Annotated in this window: 13 protein-coding genes; 6 read left to right on the plus strand and 7 right to left on the minus strand. The window is 68.8% G+C overall.

What is annotated here, in order from left to right:
- Positions 1–60: 60 nt before the first annotated feature.
- Positions 61–1044 (minus strand): hypothetical protein, encoded by a 984-nt coding sequence (locus FRZ61_RS08040; RefSeq protein ID WP_151116407.1) that lies wholly within the window; start codon positions 1042–1044, stop codon positions 61–63.
- A 199-nt stretch (positions 1045–1243) separates the two neighbouring features.
- On the opposite strand from FRZ61_RS08040, the gene hutG reads away from it, so the two are divergent.
- Together hutG and FRZ61_RS08050 are read left to right on the plus strand one after the other, a co-directional pair.
- Positions 1244–2053, plus strand: coding sequence for an N-formylglutamate deformylase (hutG, locus tag FRZ61_RS08045; RefSeq protein WP_151116409.1), 810 nt, complete (start codon positions 1244–1246; stop codon positions 2051–2053).
- 46 nt (positions 2054–2099) lie between these two features.
- The gene (locus tag FRZ61_RS08050) at positions 2100–2654 is read left to right on the plus strand and encodes a thioredoxin family protein (RefSeq protein WP_151116411.1); all 555 of its coding nucleotides are present in this window, start codon (positions 2100–2102) and stop codon (positions 2652–2654) included.
- Between the two features lie 16 nt (positions 2655–2670).
- Here FRZ61_RS08050 and hutI read toward each other — a convergent pair whose 3' ends face one another.
- The 4 genes from hutI to FRZ61_RS08070 all read right to left on the minus strand — a co-directional run bounded on the left by hutI (position 2671) and on the right by FRZ61_RS08070 (position 7707).
- Positions 2671–3939 carry an imidazolonepropionase gene (gene hutI / locus FRZ61_RS08055; RefSeq protein WP_191909356.1) on the minus strand — a complete coding sequence of 423 codons (1269 nt, stop codon included), beginning with the start codon at positions 3937–3939 and terminating at the stop codon, positions 2671–2673.
- A 141-nt stretch (positions 3940–4080) separates the two neighbouring features.
- Positions 4081–5427, minus strand: coding sequence for a phenylacetate--CoA ligase family protein (locus tag FRZ61_RS08060; protein ID WP_191909357.1), 1347 nt, complete (start codon positions 5425–5427; stop codon positions 4081–4083).
- A 62-nt stretch (positions 5428–5489) separates the two neighbouring features.
- Positions 5490–6533, minus strand: a complete 1044-nt coding sequence (locus tag FRZ61_RS08065; RefSeq protein ID WP_151116417.1) for a fumarylacetoacetate hydrolase family protein — start codon at positions 6531–6533, stop codon at positions 5490–5492.
- 13 nt (positions 6534–6546) lie between these two features.
- Positions 6547–7707, minus strand: a complete 1161-nt coding sequence (locus tag FRZ61_RS08070; RefSeq protein WP_151116419.1) for a homogentisate 1,2-dioxygenase — start codon at positions 7705–7707, stop codon at positions 6547–6549.
- 403 nt (positions 7708–8110) lie between these two features.
- On the opposite strand from FRZ61_RS08070, the gene FRZ61_RS08075 reads away from it, so the two are divergent.
- The 3 genes from FRZ61_RS08075 (at position 8111) to FRZ61_RS08085 (ending at position 11133) form a co-directional block, all read left to right on the plus strand.
- Positions 8111–8407: an HU family DNA-binding protein gene (locus FRZ61_RS08075; RefSeq protein WP_151116421.1), complete on the plus strand. Its 297-nt coding sequence runs from the start codon at positions 8111–8113 to the stop codon at positions 8405–8407.
- A gap of 324 nt (positions 8408–8731) precedes the next feature.
- Complete coding sequence (locus tag FRZ61_RS08080; RefSeq protein ID WP_151116423.1) at positions 8732–10135, plus strand: formimidoylglutamate deiminase; 1404 nt, start codon at positions 8732–8734, stop codon at positions 10133–10135.
- 74 nt (positions 10136–10209) lie between these two features.
- Positions 10210–11133, plus strand: a complete 924-nt coding sequence (locus FRZ61_RS08085) for a hypothetical protein (RefSeq protein ID WP_151116425.1) — start codon at positions 10210–10212, stop codon at positions 11131–11133.
- Positions 11134–11195: 62 nt separating this feature from the next.
- Here FRZ61_RS08085 and FRZ61_RS08090 read toward each other — a convergent pair whose 3' ends face one another.
- Positions 11196–11519, minus strand: a complete 324-nt coding sequence (locus FRZ61_RS08090; protein WP_151116427.1) for a DUF1127 domain-containing protein — start codon at positions 11517–11519, stop codon at positions 11196–11198.
- A gap of 124 nt (positions 11520–11643) precedes the next feature.
- Between FRZ61_RS08090 and gcvA the strand changes: the two genes are divergently transcribed.
- Positions 11644–12600, plus strand: coding sequence for a transcriptional regulator GcvA (gcvA, locus tag FRZ61_RS08095; protein WP_151116429.1), 957 nt, complete (start codon positions 11644–11646; stop codon positions 12598–12600).
- Here gcvA and FRZ61_RS08100 read toward each other — a convergent pair.
- A complete protein-coding gene (locus FRZ61_RS08100; protein ID WP_151116431.1) occupies positions 12597–14153 on the minus strand; it encodes an HAL/PAL/TAL family ammonia-lyase in 1557 nt (518 codons plus the stop codon). The two genes, gcvA and FRZ61_RS08100, sit on opposite strands and share 4 nt — an antisense overlap.
- Between the last annotated feature and the right edge of the window lie 14 nt (positions 14154–14167).

Below are 14167 nucleotides of genomic sequence, written 5' to 3' on the forward strand. Positions count from 1 at the left end.
GGCGGTCCGCCGTGATGGATGTCGATACCGGCCGCAGGGCCCGGCCGGGGATGCCGCCGATCAGTCGCTGAGGAGGCGGACCACGATGGTGTTGGTGCCGGTGACGATGATCGCGGACCCTCTCTTATAGCGCTCGCCGAAGAAGGGCGAGGGATCGATGGAGCGGGGCGGGCGCGCCTGTATCGCGGCCTTCACGTCGGCCGGGAACCAATGCTGGATCTCGATTGCCGCATCCGCGGCCTGGGGCTTGTCCTGGGCCGCGGCCACGAGCGCCGCCATGTCCTCGTAGGAGAACTGCATCACCGCGATGATCTGCCAATGCGTCGCCTCGTTGACGCTGGCGCCCGCCTCGTCATGCGGCATCATCTGCCAGGTGGTCGAGACCGGCTTGCGCGGCAGCGTGATGCTCTCGCCGAGGAAGTCGGTGTTATGGCGGATCATCGCGCCCAGGTCCCGGCCCGGGATATGGACCCAGTCGGTGCCGAAGAGAACCGTGGCGATGACGACGATCGCGGTGACGCAGACCGCGACGATGATCTTCTGGTGACGCGCGAGCTGCCCGAACTTGGGCATCCGCTTCACGGGCGTGAAGGGATCGGCATAGGCCGTCTGCACCTGGCGCGGGCCCTGCTTCTGGCCGCCGCCCGGTCTCGACCCGGCACCCTGGCCTTGTCCGCCCGGGCCGGCGGGTCGTTGCTGTCCCGCGCCCGGCGGCCTTGCCCGGGCGGCGGAAGCGGCGGTCGGGATCAGTCCCGGCGGCCCTTGCCGCGCATCCGCGGCTGCGTTCTGGCGCGCCAGCATGGCCGCGGCCAGAAGCTGCTTCTTCTGGGCCGGGGTCATGGCGCGGATCTTCGCCTTCTGCTCCGGCGTGAGATTGCGGACCCAGGCCTTCTCTTCCTCGGTCAGCTCGCGGCCGATGCCGCCGCCCGGCTTGCCGCCGCCCGCGGCCCCGGGACCGTTCGGCTTGGCGCGCGGCCCCTCGGGCGTCGCGCCACCGGACGCGGCCTCGCCATTGGGGCGCTCGGTCTTGTTTTCGTCTGCCATGTCAGGGGCCTCGTGCTGGCCGATGATCGCAGATGCGATGCGGGCTGCCAATCGCCGAGGCGGCTATCGCCTGCCGGCGGAGGATCAGGGTTAATAACGGGCATGCCCCCGCGGCTCTTCACAAGAGCGGCGCCGGGGGGCAGAGTCGGGCGTCGCCCCCTGCGTCCCCGGACGAGATTTCAAGGAATTCAGGATTGCCATGGAGCCCTTCCGATTCGAGCCCGGGCCGGCGCCGCTGTTGATCAGCATGCCCCATGTGGGGACGCATCTGCCTGATGTCCTGGCGCGGCGGATGACCGATGTCGCGCGCACGGTGCCGGACACGGATTGGCATGTGGATCGGCTCTACGATTTCGCCGCGGCGCTCGGCGCCAACCGGCTGATCGCCACCCATTCGCGCTATGTCATCGACCTGAACCGGCCGCCGGACGGGACCGTGCTTTATCCCGGCGCCAGCAACACCGAGCTCTGCCCGACCACGAGCTTCGACGACGAGCCGCTCTGGCAGCCCGACCAGGCGCCGGGCGCGGAGGAAATCCGCCAGCGCGTCGAGAGCTTCTGGCGGCCTTATCACAAGCAGCTCGCGGACGCCCTGGCCGCAATCAAATCCCGCTTCGGCATGGCGCTTCTCTTCGATGCCCATTCGATCCGCTCCGAGGTGCCGCGCTTCTTCGCCGGCCGGCTGCCGGACATCAATCTGGGCACGGCCGACGGCAAGAGCGCGCCGTCCGAGCTGGCGGCCCGCCTGATCGAGGCCGCGGGCGAGGCCGACGGCTATAGCAGCGTGCTGAATGGTCGTTTCAAGGGCGGCTACATCACCCGCCTCTACGGCAAGCCCGCCGAGGGCATCGCCGCGGTGCAGCTCGAGCTGTCGCAGATCACCTATATGGACGAGGCGCCGCCCTTCGGCTTCCGCGAGGACCGCGCCAAGGCTGTCCGCCCGCATCTGCGCCGGATCCTCGAGACGATGCTGGAATGGGCGAAGGAAACGAAGGGCGTGAGCTGGTAGCGGGCAGCCGCCCGGTTCCGGCCGCTCTTTGCGAAAGGAGGCGTCGATGGCTTATGCGTCGGGCGGCCAGCATGAACTCGGTTGGCACGCGGCCGGGTTCGAGCTCGAAGGCGTCGACGGCCGCCCGCACAAGCTCGCCGAGCTCAAGGGCGAGAAGGGCACGCTCGTCATGTTCATCTGCAACCACTGCCCTTACGTCAAAGGCGTGATCGACGGGGTGGTCGAGGATTGCAAGGCGCTGGCAGCCGAGGGCGTGAACGCGGTCGCGATCATGTCCAACGACACCGATGCCTATCCCGCGGATTCCTTCGACAAGATGAAGGAATTCGCGCGGGCCCATGGATTCGGCTTTTCCTACCTGATCGACCGGACCCAGGCCGTGGCGCGGGCCTATGGCGCTGTCTGCACGCCGGACATCTACGGCTTCGATGCGGGGCTCGCCCTGCGCTATCGGGGCCGCGTGCAGGAGATGCGCGGCAGCTCGCCGGTGAAGGGCGCGAAGCGCGAGATGCTGGAGGCCATGCGCCTGATCGCTCGTACCGGTAAGGGGCCGGCGGAGCAGGTGCCGGCGATCGGCTGCTCGATCAAATGGCGGTCTTGAGCGAACCCGGCCAAAATTAGCCCGGATTGAGCGCCGGCACGGGCTCGGCCTGGGCGCGCGGCTCGGCCGCCGCCTTGGCATCCGACCGGCCCTGCCAGACCCGCAGATGGAGCGGGTTGAAGCCGATGCGGTAGCTCAGCTCGGCGGGCCGGTCGATGTTCCAGACCGCGAAGTCGGCGCGCTTGCCGGCCTGCAGCGTGCCGGTGCTGCCGCCGAGGCCGAGCGCCTTGGCCGCGTTGCGCGTGATCCCGGCCAAGGCCTCCTCCGGCGTCAGCCGGAACAAGGTGGTGCCCATATTGAGCATCAGCAGCAGCGAGGTGACGGGCGAGCTGCCGGGATTGCTGTCGGTCGCGATCGCGATCGGCACGCCGGCCTTGCGCAGCGCCTCGATCGGCGGGAGCTGCGTCTCGCGCAGGAAATAGAAGGCGCCCGGCAGCAGCACCGCGACGGTGCCGGTGTTGGCCATGGCCTGCACGCCATCCTCGCCCAGATATTCCAGATGATCGGCCGAGAGCGCGCCATAGCGTGTGCCGAGCACGGCGCCCTTCTGGTCGGAGAGCTGCTCGGCATGGATCTTGACCGGCAGGCCGAAGGAAGTGGCCGCGCGGAACAGCTTCTCGGTCTGGGCCGCGGTGAAGCCGATGCGCTCGCAGAAGGCGTCGACCGCATCGACCAGCCCCGCCGCATGGGCCGCCGGCAGCATCTTGCTCGCGACCGCGTCGATATATTCGTCCGGCCTTCCGTCATATTCAGGCGGGAGCGCGTGGGCGGCGAGGAAGGTGGTGCGCACGGTGACCGGGAAGCGCTCGCCCAGCGCGCGGGCGACCCGGAGCTGCTTGATCTCGGCGTCGCGCTCGAGCCCGTAGCCCGACTTGATCTCGATGGTGGTGAGGCCTTCGGCCAGGAGCGGCTTCAGCCGCTCGGCGGCGCTCGTGAGCAGGGAGGCCTCGGTCGAGGCGCGGGTGGCGGTCACGGTCGAGCGGATCCCGCCGCCGGCCTTGGCGATCTCCTCATAGGTGGCGCCGTTGAGCCGCATCTCGAACTCATGCGCCCGGTTCCCGCCATAGACGAGATGAGTGTGGCAGTCGATCAGGCCGGGCGTGACCCAGCGTCCGTCGAGATCATGGATCTGGCGGGCGGTGCGCCGCGGCAGCTCGCCCATGGGCCCGACCCAGGCGATCCGCGAGGCCTCGACCGCGATGGCGCCGGGCTCGATGGTGCCGTACGGCACGCTGCCCTCGCGCATCGTCGCCAGGCGCCCATTGATCCAAAGAGAGTCCCACATGGTCACTCCTCTCCCGTCGCTCTCCCGATCCGAGGCGGCGTGGTCTGGGCGCCGGCCTTGAGGGCTCGATTATAATGGCGGGCGCCCGACGATGGGCGTCATTTTTGTTTGAGATGAGCGCGTTGGTCGGGGATTCAAGCGTCAGTGAGACCGCGCCACCAGCCGCGCCTTGCCCGAGCTGCCGATGCGCTCGATCTTGTCCACGGCCTCGATCGTCACCGCCGGCTTGGCGCCCGCCTGGTCGAGCGCCTGCAGCAGGGCTCCGCGCAGCGAGGCCAGGGCCGTCGCCGGCTCGCCCGCATCCGCACCCAGCACCACCCGGATATGGAGACCGTCGGGCCGCGCCTCGATCTGATATTGGCGCAGGCCCGGATTCAGGAGCAATGGATCGCGGAAATGGACAGGCGGGATGCGGAGGATGCCGCCATCCTTCGCCGGCAGATCCAGCATCTCCTCGCGCCGGCCCTGGATCGAGGCCAGCCGCCATTGCGGCCGGCCGCAACGGCAGGGCTCGGTCGCCAGCGCCACCCGGTCGGTGATCTCGTAGCGGATGAGCGGCAGCACCGGATTGAAGAGCGGCGTCACCAGCATGCGCTCGCCGACGGTGCCGTTGGGCACGGGTCGATAATTCTCGTCGACGATCTCGACGATCATGAGCTGCTCCAGCAGGTGGATTCCGGCGGCCTCGGGGCAGTCGGTGCCGATCATGCCGGTCTCGGTCGTGGCGTAGGTGTCGATGATGGGCGCCTTCCAGGCCTCGAAGGCCAGGCGGCGCACCTCCGGCGCCAGCATCTCGGACAGCGAGCTGCAGCAGCGCGGCGCGATGGCGAGCCGGCCGGCGAGCTGCTCCAGGGCGAGCTCGCGCAGGATGGAGGGGTAGGTGATGAGCACTTCCGGCTGGTAACGGTTGAGCGCCGCCACCAGCTCGGGGATCGGCATGGTGACGTCGAGGGCCGGCGCGTCCGGCCGGGTCTTCCGCAGTTCCAGGAATACCTGGTTGGAGACGTGGATCATCGTGGCGGCGCCGATCCCGACGACCCGCGTCGTCTCGCTCACGCCCATCCGCTGCAGCCAACGCAGCATGTTGGCGACGCCGATCATCCGGGTGGTGCGGTCATAGACCATCATGGCGCGCAGGCCACTGAAGCCGCCGCTCGGTACGACATGGTATTTCAAGAGCAGCTCTCGGCCGGAGCCCTGCTCGCTCAGATGCTTCTCGATCACGGCGCGGCTGAGCATCGGGTCCGTCAGGAGCCGGTCATATTCGGCGACCAGGATGGATTTGGTCAGGACCGGAAAGTCCTGAAGCCGCGTGATCCTGCGGCCGAGCTTGGCCGCGATGTCCCGGTAGTAGGGGGATTCCTTCACCGCCTTCTCGACGAAAGCCTTGAGCCGGCGGCGCTGCAGATCGAGCAACTGCTGGCGCGGCCAGGTCTCTTGCTGGGCGAGCTCCGCCACGAACAGCAAGGTCCCCGGGCGTCGGCTCATCGGCGGTCTGGGCATGGAAAGTCCCCGCCGGCGGAATCCCCCTGGCGCCGGCGCCGCCGACCCTAGCAGGATGCGGGGAAGGGGTGTAGGGGCGGCGGATCGCCCGTCACCGCCTGGTCGATCGCGCCGAAAATGGAATGGCCTGACAAATCCCGCATCTCGATCCGGACCCGGTCGCCGGCGCGCAGGAACGCCGTCCTCGGCCGGCCTTCCCGGATCGTCTCGACCATGCGCTGCTCGGCGATGCAGGAATAGCCGACCCCGCCTTCCGCGATCGGACGGCCCGGCCCGCCGTCGGATCCGCGGTTGGACACGGTGCCCGAGCCCAGGATGGTGCCGGCGCGCAGGTTGCGCGTCTTGGCCGCATGCGCGATCAGGGTCGGGAAATCGAAGGTCATGTCGAGCCCGGCCTCGGCCTTGCCGAAGGGCTCGCCATTGAGATGGACCAGGAGCGGCCGGTCGAGCCTGCCGCCATCCCAGGCCTCGCCCAGCTCGTCGGGCGTCACCGCGACCGGGGAGAAGGCCGAGGCGGGCTTGGACTGGAAGAAGCCGAAGCCCTTGGCGAGCTCGCCCGGGATCAGGTTGCGCAGAGAGACGTCGTTCGCCAGCATCACCAGCCGGATCCGCTCACCCGCCTCGGCGGGCGCGCTGCCCATGGCCACATCGTCCAGGATCACGGCGATCTCGGCCTCGAAATCGACGCCCCAGCCTTCATCGACGGCGGGGATCGGGTCGCGGGGCCCGAGGAACTCGTCCGAGCCGCCCTGATAGATCAGCGGATCGGTCCAGAAGCTTTCCAGCATCTCGGCGCCGCGGGCGCGGCGCACCAGCACCACATGGTTCACATAGGCCGAGCCGTCGGCCCATTGATAGGCCCGCGGCAAAGGCGAGGCGCAGCGCATCGGATCGAAGGCGAAGCTGCCGCTGGCCCGGCCGGCCTCGAGCGCTTGGTACTGGGCTTCGAGCCGTGGGGAAAGGTTTGCCCAGCCGTCGAGTGCCGCCTGGAGCGTGGGCGCGGCCTCGGCCAGGACCGCGCGCGTCAGGTCGCGGCGGACCAGGACGAGACGCCCGTCGCGGCTCTCGGTCTTGAGGCTTGCCAGCTTCATGGATCGCGAGCGTTCAGGAACGCGAGGGGCGCCGTGGCGCCGCCACCGGGCCCGGCGACTGCCAGGACCGGGCGTAGGCCTCGAGCTCCGTGGCGGCCGCGGCCTCGCCCATCTCGAGCGGATCGCGCGCGTCGATCATGACGGCATATTCGTCGGTGCCGGGCTTGCTCTGCTCGTACATGCGCGCGAGCGCCTTGGGATGGGGCCCGTGCGTGAAGCCGCAGGGATGCCAGGTCACCATGCCCGGCTTGATGTTGTCGCGGCTGAAGAAGTCGCCCGCGTGATAGAAGATGACCTCGTCATAGTCGTCGTTGTTGTGGAAGAACGGCACCTTGATCGCGCCGGGATCGGTCTCGAAGGGGCGCGGCACGAAGCTGCAGACGACGAAACGATCGCCGAGGAAGGTGGTGTGGGCCGACGGCGGCAGGTGCTGGCGGTGCGACATCAGCGGCCGGATATCCTTGATGTTGATGCGCACCGGCATCAGGTCGCCGTGCCAGCCCACCGCGTCCAGCGGGTTGAAGGGATAGGTCACGGTCGAGAGCCGGTTCTGCCGCTTGATTACGACCCGCGTCTCGTGCTCGCCCTGCTGGGCGAGGAAGGCGCCGTCGATGGCAGGCACGTCGAGCATGGCGGCATCGAAGATCGCATGCTGCCCCACCAGCCCCTTCTCGGGCAGGGTATAGGAGCCGTTGCTGCATTCGATCAGCAGGAAATCGGCCGCACCGGCGGTCTCGATGCGCCACATGGTCGAGCGCGGCAGCATGAGATAGTCGCCCGCCTCGAGCGATAGATGGCCATAGTCGCAGAAAAGCTCGGCCTTGCCGCGATGCAGGAACAGGAGCTCGTCGCCGTCGGCATTGCGGACCAGATGATCCATCGAACGGTCGGCGCGCCACCAGCGGAGCTTGACCGAGGCGTTGGCCAGGATCGGCGCCGCCTTCCAGGGCGATGCCATGCCGGCGGAAATCTTCTCGAGATCGAAGGCGCGCGGGCGCAGCGGCCCTTCCCACGAGAGCCAGCCGGTCGGCGGATGCGTGTGATACATCATGGTCGCCGGGCCGAAGAAACCTTCCTTCCCCAGCTCGCGCTCGAACGTGCCGTCCGGCAGATCGCAATGCGCCTGACGCGAGGCGCGGCCTTCGATGCGGGGCAGGGCGATGAACTTGCGCATGCGACATCTCCCGACGAAATCGACGCCGAAACGATCGGGGCAAATTAGTTTCAAATGAAACTATTGTCAAGAAGCGACGATGCCAGGCCGGTTCCCGCGATCGCCATGGCGCCGATTCGCGTCGACCCGAGTCCTGCCACAATTGGCATGCCGGCAGCGCACTGGCATGGCGAGTCGTTCGACCGTCGCGCTCGGGACTCGCCTCGCCATGGAGGGCGAAACGAAAAAACTGCGTGGCGACGGCATTATTTTGACGCGGCCTTGTTCCGAATCGGCGCGAGACATGTTATGGGCGTGTGAGCCAACGAGGTTTGAGTTGGCGATATGGCTTTTGCCATTGAACTTCCGCTCCCGGCGCTTCCTCGCGCGGGCGGCGGAGAGTCCGTAACAACAGGGGATACCCATGGCTGAGAAAGCTGCAGTGACCACCATTCCGCTCTCGAAGCTCATCGCAGAGCTCGCAACCCAGCACGACCTGCCGAAGAAGGCCGTCGCCGCGCTGTTCGACGACTTCGTCGGCCTGACGGTCAAGAATCTCAAGAAGGGCAACAAGGTCCGTATCACGGGCCTCGGCATCCTCCAGGTTCGCAGGCGCGCCGCCCGCATGGGCCGCAACCCGGCGACCGGCGAAGCGATCAAGATCAAGGCGTCGAAGAAGGTCGCCTTCCGCGTCGCGAAGGATCTCAAGGAAGCGATCTGATCGCATTCTCGCTGCTGCAGCTTCGATCGCTCGGCATTCTTTGAGTTGATGACGTCGGCTGCGGTCCTCTTGAGGGCGCTTCATGGCCCCGAGGACCGCAGTCCCGTCGCCGGCGCGAAGCTGCGGCAGGGGATGACCCGGCGCCCCGCCTTCCTCGGGCGCCGGCTTCGGCCAGCGAAAGAGCCGGCGACAGGGCCGGCGGCGTGGTTTCTGGCCTTCCAGTTCTTTGCTATATAGCGGGGATCGGCGCCATGCGGCCGTCAGTCGGGTTGCCGGCATGACGGCGCCAGGCGGTCGTTCGGCACGGCAGACCCTGTCCCCTTCATGAGCATCGTCCATCGACTTTTCGCCGAAAGAGCGCTCCTGCCCGAGGGCTGGGCCCGGGATGTGCTGTTCGAGATCGCGGTCGATGGCAGCCTGGCGGCGGTGACACCCGATGCAGCGGCCCAACCCGCGGCCCGTCATGTCGTGCGGGCGGCCGGCCCGGTCCTGCCGGGCATGCCCAATCTCCATTCCCACGCCTTCCAGCGCGCCATGGCGGGACTGACGGAACGCGCGGGGCAGGGCGGTGCTGCCGGCGAGGACAGCTTCTGGACCTGGCGCACCGTCATGTACGGCTTCGTCGAGAAGCTCTCGCCAGGCCAGGTCGAGGCGATCGCCGGCCAGCTCTATGTCGAGATGATCAAGGCCGGCTATACCGCGGTCGGCGAGTTCCATTATCTGCATCACGACCAGGAAGGCCGGCCCTATGCCGACCCGGCCGAAATGTCGGAGCGGATATTGGCGGCCGCGACCCATAGCGGGATCGGGATCACCCATCTTCCGGTGCTCTATGCCCAGGGCGGGTTCGGCGGCCAGCCGCCCAAGCCCGGCCAGCGCCGCTTCCTCCATTCGCTGGACGCCTATCTCGCCCTGATCCAGGAACTGACGCGCCGTCATCGTGCCGATCCGCAGGTGCGGATCGGGATCGCGCCGCACAGCCTGCGCGCGGTGACGCCTGAGCTGCTGACCGGTGCCGTGGCCGGGCTCGATGCGCTCGACGACACCGCGCCGATCCATATCCACATCGCCGAGCAGACGCTCGAGGTCGAGGATTGCATCGCCTGGTCGGGAAGGCGCCCGGTCGATTGGCTGATGGGCCATCTGCCGGTCGGCCCGCGCTGGTGCCTGGTGCATGCCACGCACATGACCGAGGCGGAGACCCGGGCGTTGGCGATCTCGGGTGCCGTGGCGGGCCTCTGCCCGACCACGGAGGCCAATCTCGGCGACGGCTTCTTCCCGGCCATCGCCTATCAGCGCCTGGGCGGCCTCTTCGGCATCGGCTCGGACAGCCATATCTCCGTCAGTCCCGTCGAGGAGCTGCGCTGGCTCGAATATGGCCAGCGGCTCCTCGAGCGCCGGCGCAACCGCCTGACCGGCCGCACCGGCTCGGTCGGTGCCGATCTCCACCGCGCGGCCCTCGAAGGCGGGGCGCGCGCCTTGGGACGACCGATCGGCCGGCTGGCGGCGGGCCATCGCGCCGACCTGGTGGTGCTCGATGCCGAGCACCCGCTGCTCTATGGCCGCGAGGACGACCGGCTGGTCGACGCGCTCGTCTTCGCCGGCAATGCCAACCCCGTCCGCGACGTGATGATCGGCGGACGCTGGGTGGTCGAAGCCGGCCATCACGTTGCCGAAGAGGCGATCCTGGCGCGGTTCCGCGGCGCGATCTCCGCGCTGGCGGCGTGACGAGGCGCCGAAGGCCATCTCCACAACCCGATAAGACGCGGCTTCCCGGAACCCAGGAACCAGAGAGGACAATCATGTCGGCCCGCCTGCTTCTGACCGCCAGCCTTGCCGGATTGCTGTCGTCGGCCCTGCCGGCCTTGGCCCAAAGCCCGGTCAGCGACAGCGCCGCCTCCGAGATCAAGATCACGGTGAAGGACGGGGTGTTCGAGACGGACAGTACCAACCGGCGCTTCACGGTCGTGCAGTACTGGCCGGAGGGCAGCAGCGAGCCGGTCCATGTCCTGATCAAGGAGGAGATGGCGGCGGTCCTGCGCGACGATTCCGAAGGCCCGGTCAGCGCGAGCGTCACGGTCTCGACCTGGCGCGTCGGCACCGACGGTTCGCGCAAGCCCGGCCCGGGCTTCAAGCTGACGGGCGATTCCGGCTCCGCGGCCGGGCTCGACGGCAACGACGCCTTCTATCGCGTGGTCGAGTATGGCTGCTGCGGCGCGCTCGACCGTTCGACCTTCTTCAGCCTCGAGAGCGGAAAGCCGCTCCTCTCCGTGACGGGGGAACCCGCGACGCTCGAGGTCCCCAATGCCGGCGGGATCATGCGCGTGGCCGGCATCCTGCCTTTCTGGGCGGCCGACCGCGACGAGACCTTCGCCAAGTTCAAGGATGCGCTCGCCATCGTCACCTATGCGGATCGCACCCACACCTTGCAGCGCGCCCTGCTCAAGGGGCCGGTCGACAAATCCTTCGACGATCTTATCAACGAGGTGATGAGCGAGCCGGTGGTGGGCTTCCGCAAGGCGGACGGCAGCGACGCGCCCGACGCGCAGTTCACGCTCTGGAGCGCCGACGGCAAGAAGGACCCCGCCGCCATCACGGATGCGGTCTTCTCGATCGAGTTCACGCCCGACTACAAGGTCGAGATCCCGGTTGCCGCCGACAAGCTCGACATCGCCCACGCCACCCTGCCCAAGGGCTTCACGCTGGAGGCGTTGCCGGCGAACTGACGGCTGTTGCGAAGCGGCCGGCCCGGCTGGCCCGGGCGGACTTCCTCGCCGGACCCGAGAGGCTATCGGTCCTGCCAGTCATCGTTGACCACGCGACGGGCGTCCCGGGCCTGTCCCATCGTCCCGAAGCGCTGCTCCCAGAGCAGGCGGTCGACCGCGTCGGCGATCTCGGGGCGTGCGATCCCGATATCGCGCAACATCCGCTCGTTCAGCCGCATCAGCTGGTTGATGCTCCGGCGGCGCCGATGGTGCACCAGCAGCCACTGCCAGAAGCGGCCAACGGCGCTTCGCCGGCGCGACGGGGAGCGGGGTGACCGCAAGCGGGCGCCGCCGCTCCACCCTGTCGCGGGCAGGGGAGCCGAGGCGCGCTGAGCCAGGTTGGACATGCGAATCTCCTTCAAATAATCCTATGGCTTGAGAGCCCGGTTACCGCGATTTGAAGCCAGGAAATGGCGAGATACAAACGACTTCGCCTTGACCTATTGATGAGGAATATTTGAAAATGACGCCATGACCTCGCACCTTCCGGGACTGGGCGGGCTGCGTGGCTTCGAAGCCGCGGCCCGTCATTCCAGCTTCACCAAGGCGGCGGCCGAGCTGGGCGTCACGCCGGCCGCCGTCAGCCATCTCGTGCGCGAGATCGAGGACCAGCTCGGCGTCAAGCTGTTCTCGCGCTCGAGCCGCGTGGTCCGGCTGACGCCGGCCGGAGAAATCCTGCATCAGGCGGCGACGGAGGCGATCCAGAGCGTGAGCCGCGCGGTGGCGCGGCTGCGCGACGCGGCAGGGCGGCAAAGGCTGATGGTGACGAGCTCGCCATCCTTCGCCGCGAAATGGCTGGTGCCGCGGCTCGACCGGTTCTTGCTGCAGCATCCCGAAACGGATGTGCGGATCGAGGTCTCGCAGCGGCTGATCGATTTCGCGCGCGAGGACATCGATATCGGCATCCGCTTCGGCGACGGCGTCTATCCGGGCCTGCGCGCGGACCGGCTGTTCCACGACACGATGTTCCCGGTCTGCAGTCCGAAGCTGCTCAAGGGCGCGCATCCATTGCGTCATCCGCGCGATCTGCGCCGCTACACCCTGATCCATGTCGATTGGAACGCGCAGGGCGAGATCTGGCCCAACTGGGAGATGTGGCTGCGGGCGGCCGGCGTGCACAAGGAAGCGGGCGGCGCCCGCGGCATTCACTTCACCCAGACCGATCTCGCGATCCAGGCCGCGATCGACGGGCAGGGCGTGGCGCTCGGCGATTCGTCGCTGGTGGCGGACGATCTGGCGAGCGGCCGGCTGGTGCGGCCCTTCGACCTATCGCTCAAGGGCCCGTCGCACTTCGCCTATTATCTGGTCTGTCCGGCGAGCACCGCGGAGCAGCCGCTGGTCAAGGCCTTTCGCGAATGGATCCTGGCCGAGGCCGCCTTGATGGCGAATCCCGTGGCACCGAACCGCGCGGGCAAGCGCCCGGTCTAGCCGCGCCCCAGCTTGTCGGCGACCCGGCCCGCCAGGACGCCCGATCGCAGCAGCTTCTCGCACACGGCTTCGATCTCCGTACCATAGGGCCGGTCGCTCGCGAGCGGCGCCACCAGCTCGCGCACCGCCTCATGGGCGAGCTTGGGCCCGGCGCCCAGTGCGGGCGGCCGGGCATGATCCACGGCCTCGGCGCCGACGATCAGCTCGCAGGCGATGAGAAGCGCGTAGCGCTCGAGCGCGGTCTCGAACTTCGTGACAGCCAGCGGGGCGTTGGTGGTGTCGTCCTCGATGCCCTCGGCGCTCTGGCGCTGGTCCGCGGCGACGGGATTGGCGGCAAAGCGGATCTCGGCCGCCAGCGCTTCGGTCGTCTTGGTCATCGGGCCGAATCCCACCGAGGGCGGCGGCTCGCGGGTGAGGAGATCGGGCAGGTCGGTCAGGCGGCGCGCCATCATCCGCCCGAAGCGGGCGACGGCGAGGTTGGCGGCCTGGGCCAGGCCGATGGCGGCCGCGTCGAAGGCGAGCGCCAGGGCCGGCGTGTGGAAATTGCCGTTCGACAGGATCAGGTCGGCCTCGGGCAGCACCAGCGGGTTGTCGCCGGCGCCGTTGAGCTCGGGCAGCAGCGCCTGTTCGGCTTGCGCCAGCGCCACCGAGAAGGAGCCGTGGACCTGGCTGACGCAGCGGAAGGAAAGCGGATCCTGCAGCCGCCGGGCGCTGCCCGGCTGCATCAGCGCGGAGCCGTCGAGAAGCCGCAGCAGGTGCGCCGCCGAGGCGGCCTGTCCCGGCTGCGGCCGCGCCGCGGCGACGCGCGGATCCAAAGGCGAGAGATTGGCGCGGAAGCCTTCCATGCTGAGGGCGGCGGCGAGATCGGCGAGCAGCGCCAGGTCGCGCGCCCAGGCGAGGGCCAGGGCGGCGCGGGCCGCCGTGGCCGAGTTGGCGCTGCAGAGGGCGAGCCCTTCCTTGGGCGCGAGCGCCATCGGCGCCAGTCCCGCCCGCCGCAGCGCCTCGGCGCCCGGCATTACGGCACCGTCGAGCTCGGCCTCGCCTTCGCCGATCACCACCAGCCCGATATGGGCCAACTGGCAGAGATCGGAGGCGCCGATCGAGCCGATCGAGGGAATGACCGGATGGAGCTTGCGGTTGAGCAGCTCGAGCAGGAACCGGGCCAGCTCGGGGCGGACCCCGGCGCCGCCAGCGGCCATGCTGGCGGCGCGGATCAAGAGGGTGGCGCGCGTGGCGGTCCGCGAGAAGCGAGGACCGACCGACTGGGCGCGGCCCAGCACGGTCAGGCGGGAAAACTCGGCCAGCGCCTCGGCCGGCACCGATTTGGTCACCTGGGGCCCGAGCCCGCGGGTCATGCCATAGACCGGCCTTCCTTCGGCCAGATGCCGGTCGACCACGGTTCGGGCGACCGCCATCCGCTGTTCGGCGGCGGGGGAAAGCTGGACCGGGAGATCCTCCCGGGCGATGGCGCGGACGGCGTCGATGTCGAGCGGGCCGTCGCCGACCCGGTGCGGGCCGGCCGATGCGGCGTCGAAAGCGGTCGTGCGGTTCATGGCGGCCTGCCTAT

The sequence above is a fragment of the Hypericibacter adhaerens genome (genome assembly GCF_008728835.1).
Taxonomy (GTDB): Bacteria; Pseudomonadota; Alphaproteobacteria; order Dongiales; family Dongiaceae; genus Hypericibacter; species Hypericibacter adhaerens.

Bases quoted from the DNA above. Each gene is read 5' to 3' on its own strand.
- FRZ61_RS08040 (WP_151116407.1), bottom strand. From the start codon at position 1,044: ATGGCAGACGAAAACAAGACCGAGCGCCCCAATGGCGAGGCCGCGTCC.
- hutG (WP_151116409.1), top strand. From the start codon at position 1,244: ATGGAGCCCTTCCGATTCGAGCCCGGGCCGGCGCCGCTGTTGATCAGC.
- FRZ61_RS08050 (WP_151116411.1), top strand. From the start codon at position 2,100: ATGGCTTATGCGTCGGGCGGCCAGCATGAACTCGGTTGGCACGCGGCC.
- hutI (WP_191909356.1), bottom strand. From the start codon at position 3,939: ATGTGGGACTCTCTTTGGATCAATGGGCGCCTGGCGACGATGCGCGAG.
- FRZ61_RS08060 (WP_191909357.1), bottom strand. From the start codon at position 5,427: ATGAGCCGACGCCCGGGGACCTTGCTGTTCGTGGCGGAGCTCGCCCAG.
- FRZ61_RS08065 (WP_151116417.1), bottom strand. From the start codon at position 6,533: ATGAAGCTGGCAAGCCTCAAGACCGAGAGCCGCGACGGGCGTCTCGTC.
- FRZ61_RS08070 (WP_151116419.1), bottom strand. From the start codon at position 7,707: ATGCGCAAGTTCATCGCCCTGCCCCGCATCGAAGGCCGCGCCTCGCGT.
- FRZ61_RS08075 (WP_151116421.1), top strand. From the start codon at position 8,111: ATGGCTGAGAAAGCTGCAGTGACCACCATTCCGCTCTCGAAGCTCATC.
- FRZ61_RS08080 (WP_151116423.1), top strand. From the start codon at position 8,732: ATGAGCATCGTCCATCGACTTTTCGCCGAAAGAGCGCTCCTGCCCGAG.
- FRZ61_RS08085 (WP_151116425.1), top strand. From the start codon at position 10,210: ATGTCGGCCCGCCTGCTTCTGACCGCCAGCCTTGCCGGATTGCTGTCG.
- FRZ61_RS08090 (WP_151116427.1), bottom strand. From the start codon at position 11,519: ATGTCCAACCTGGCTCAGCGCGCCTCGGCTCCCCTGCCCGCGACAGGG.
- gcvA (WP_151116429.1), top strand. From the start codon at position 11,644: ATGACCTCGCACCTTCCGGGACTGGGCGGGCTGCGTGGCTTCGAAGCC.
- FRZ61_RS08100 (WP_151116431.1), bottom strand. From the start codon at position 14,153: ATGAACCGCACGACCGCTTTCGACGCCGCATCGGCCGGCCCGCACCGG.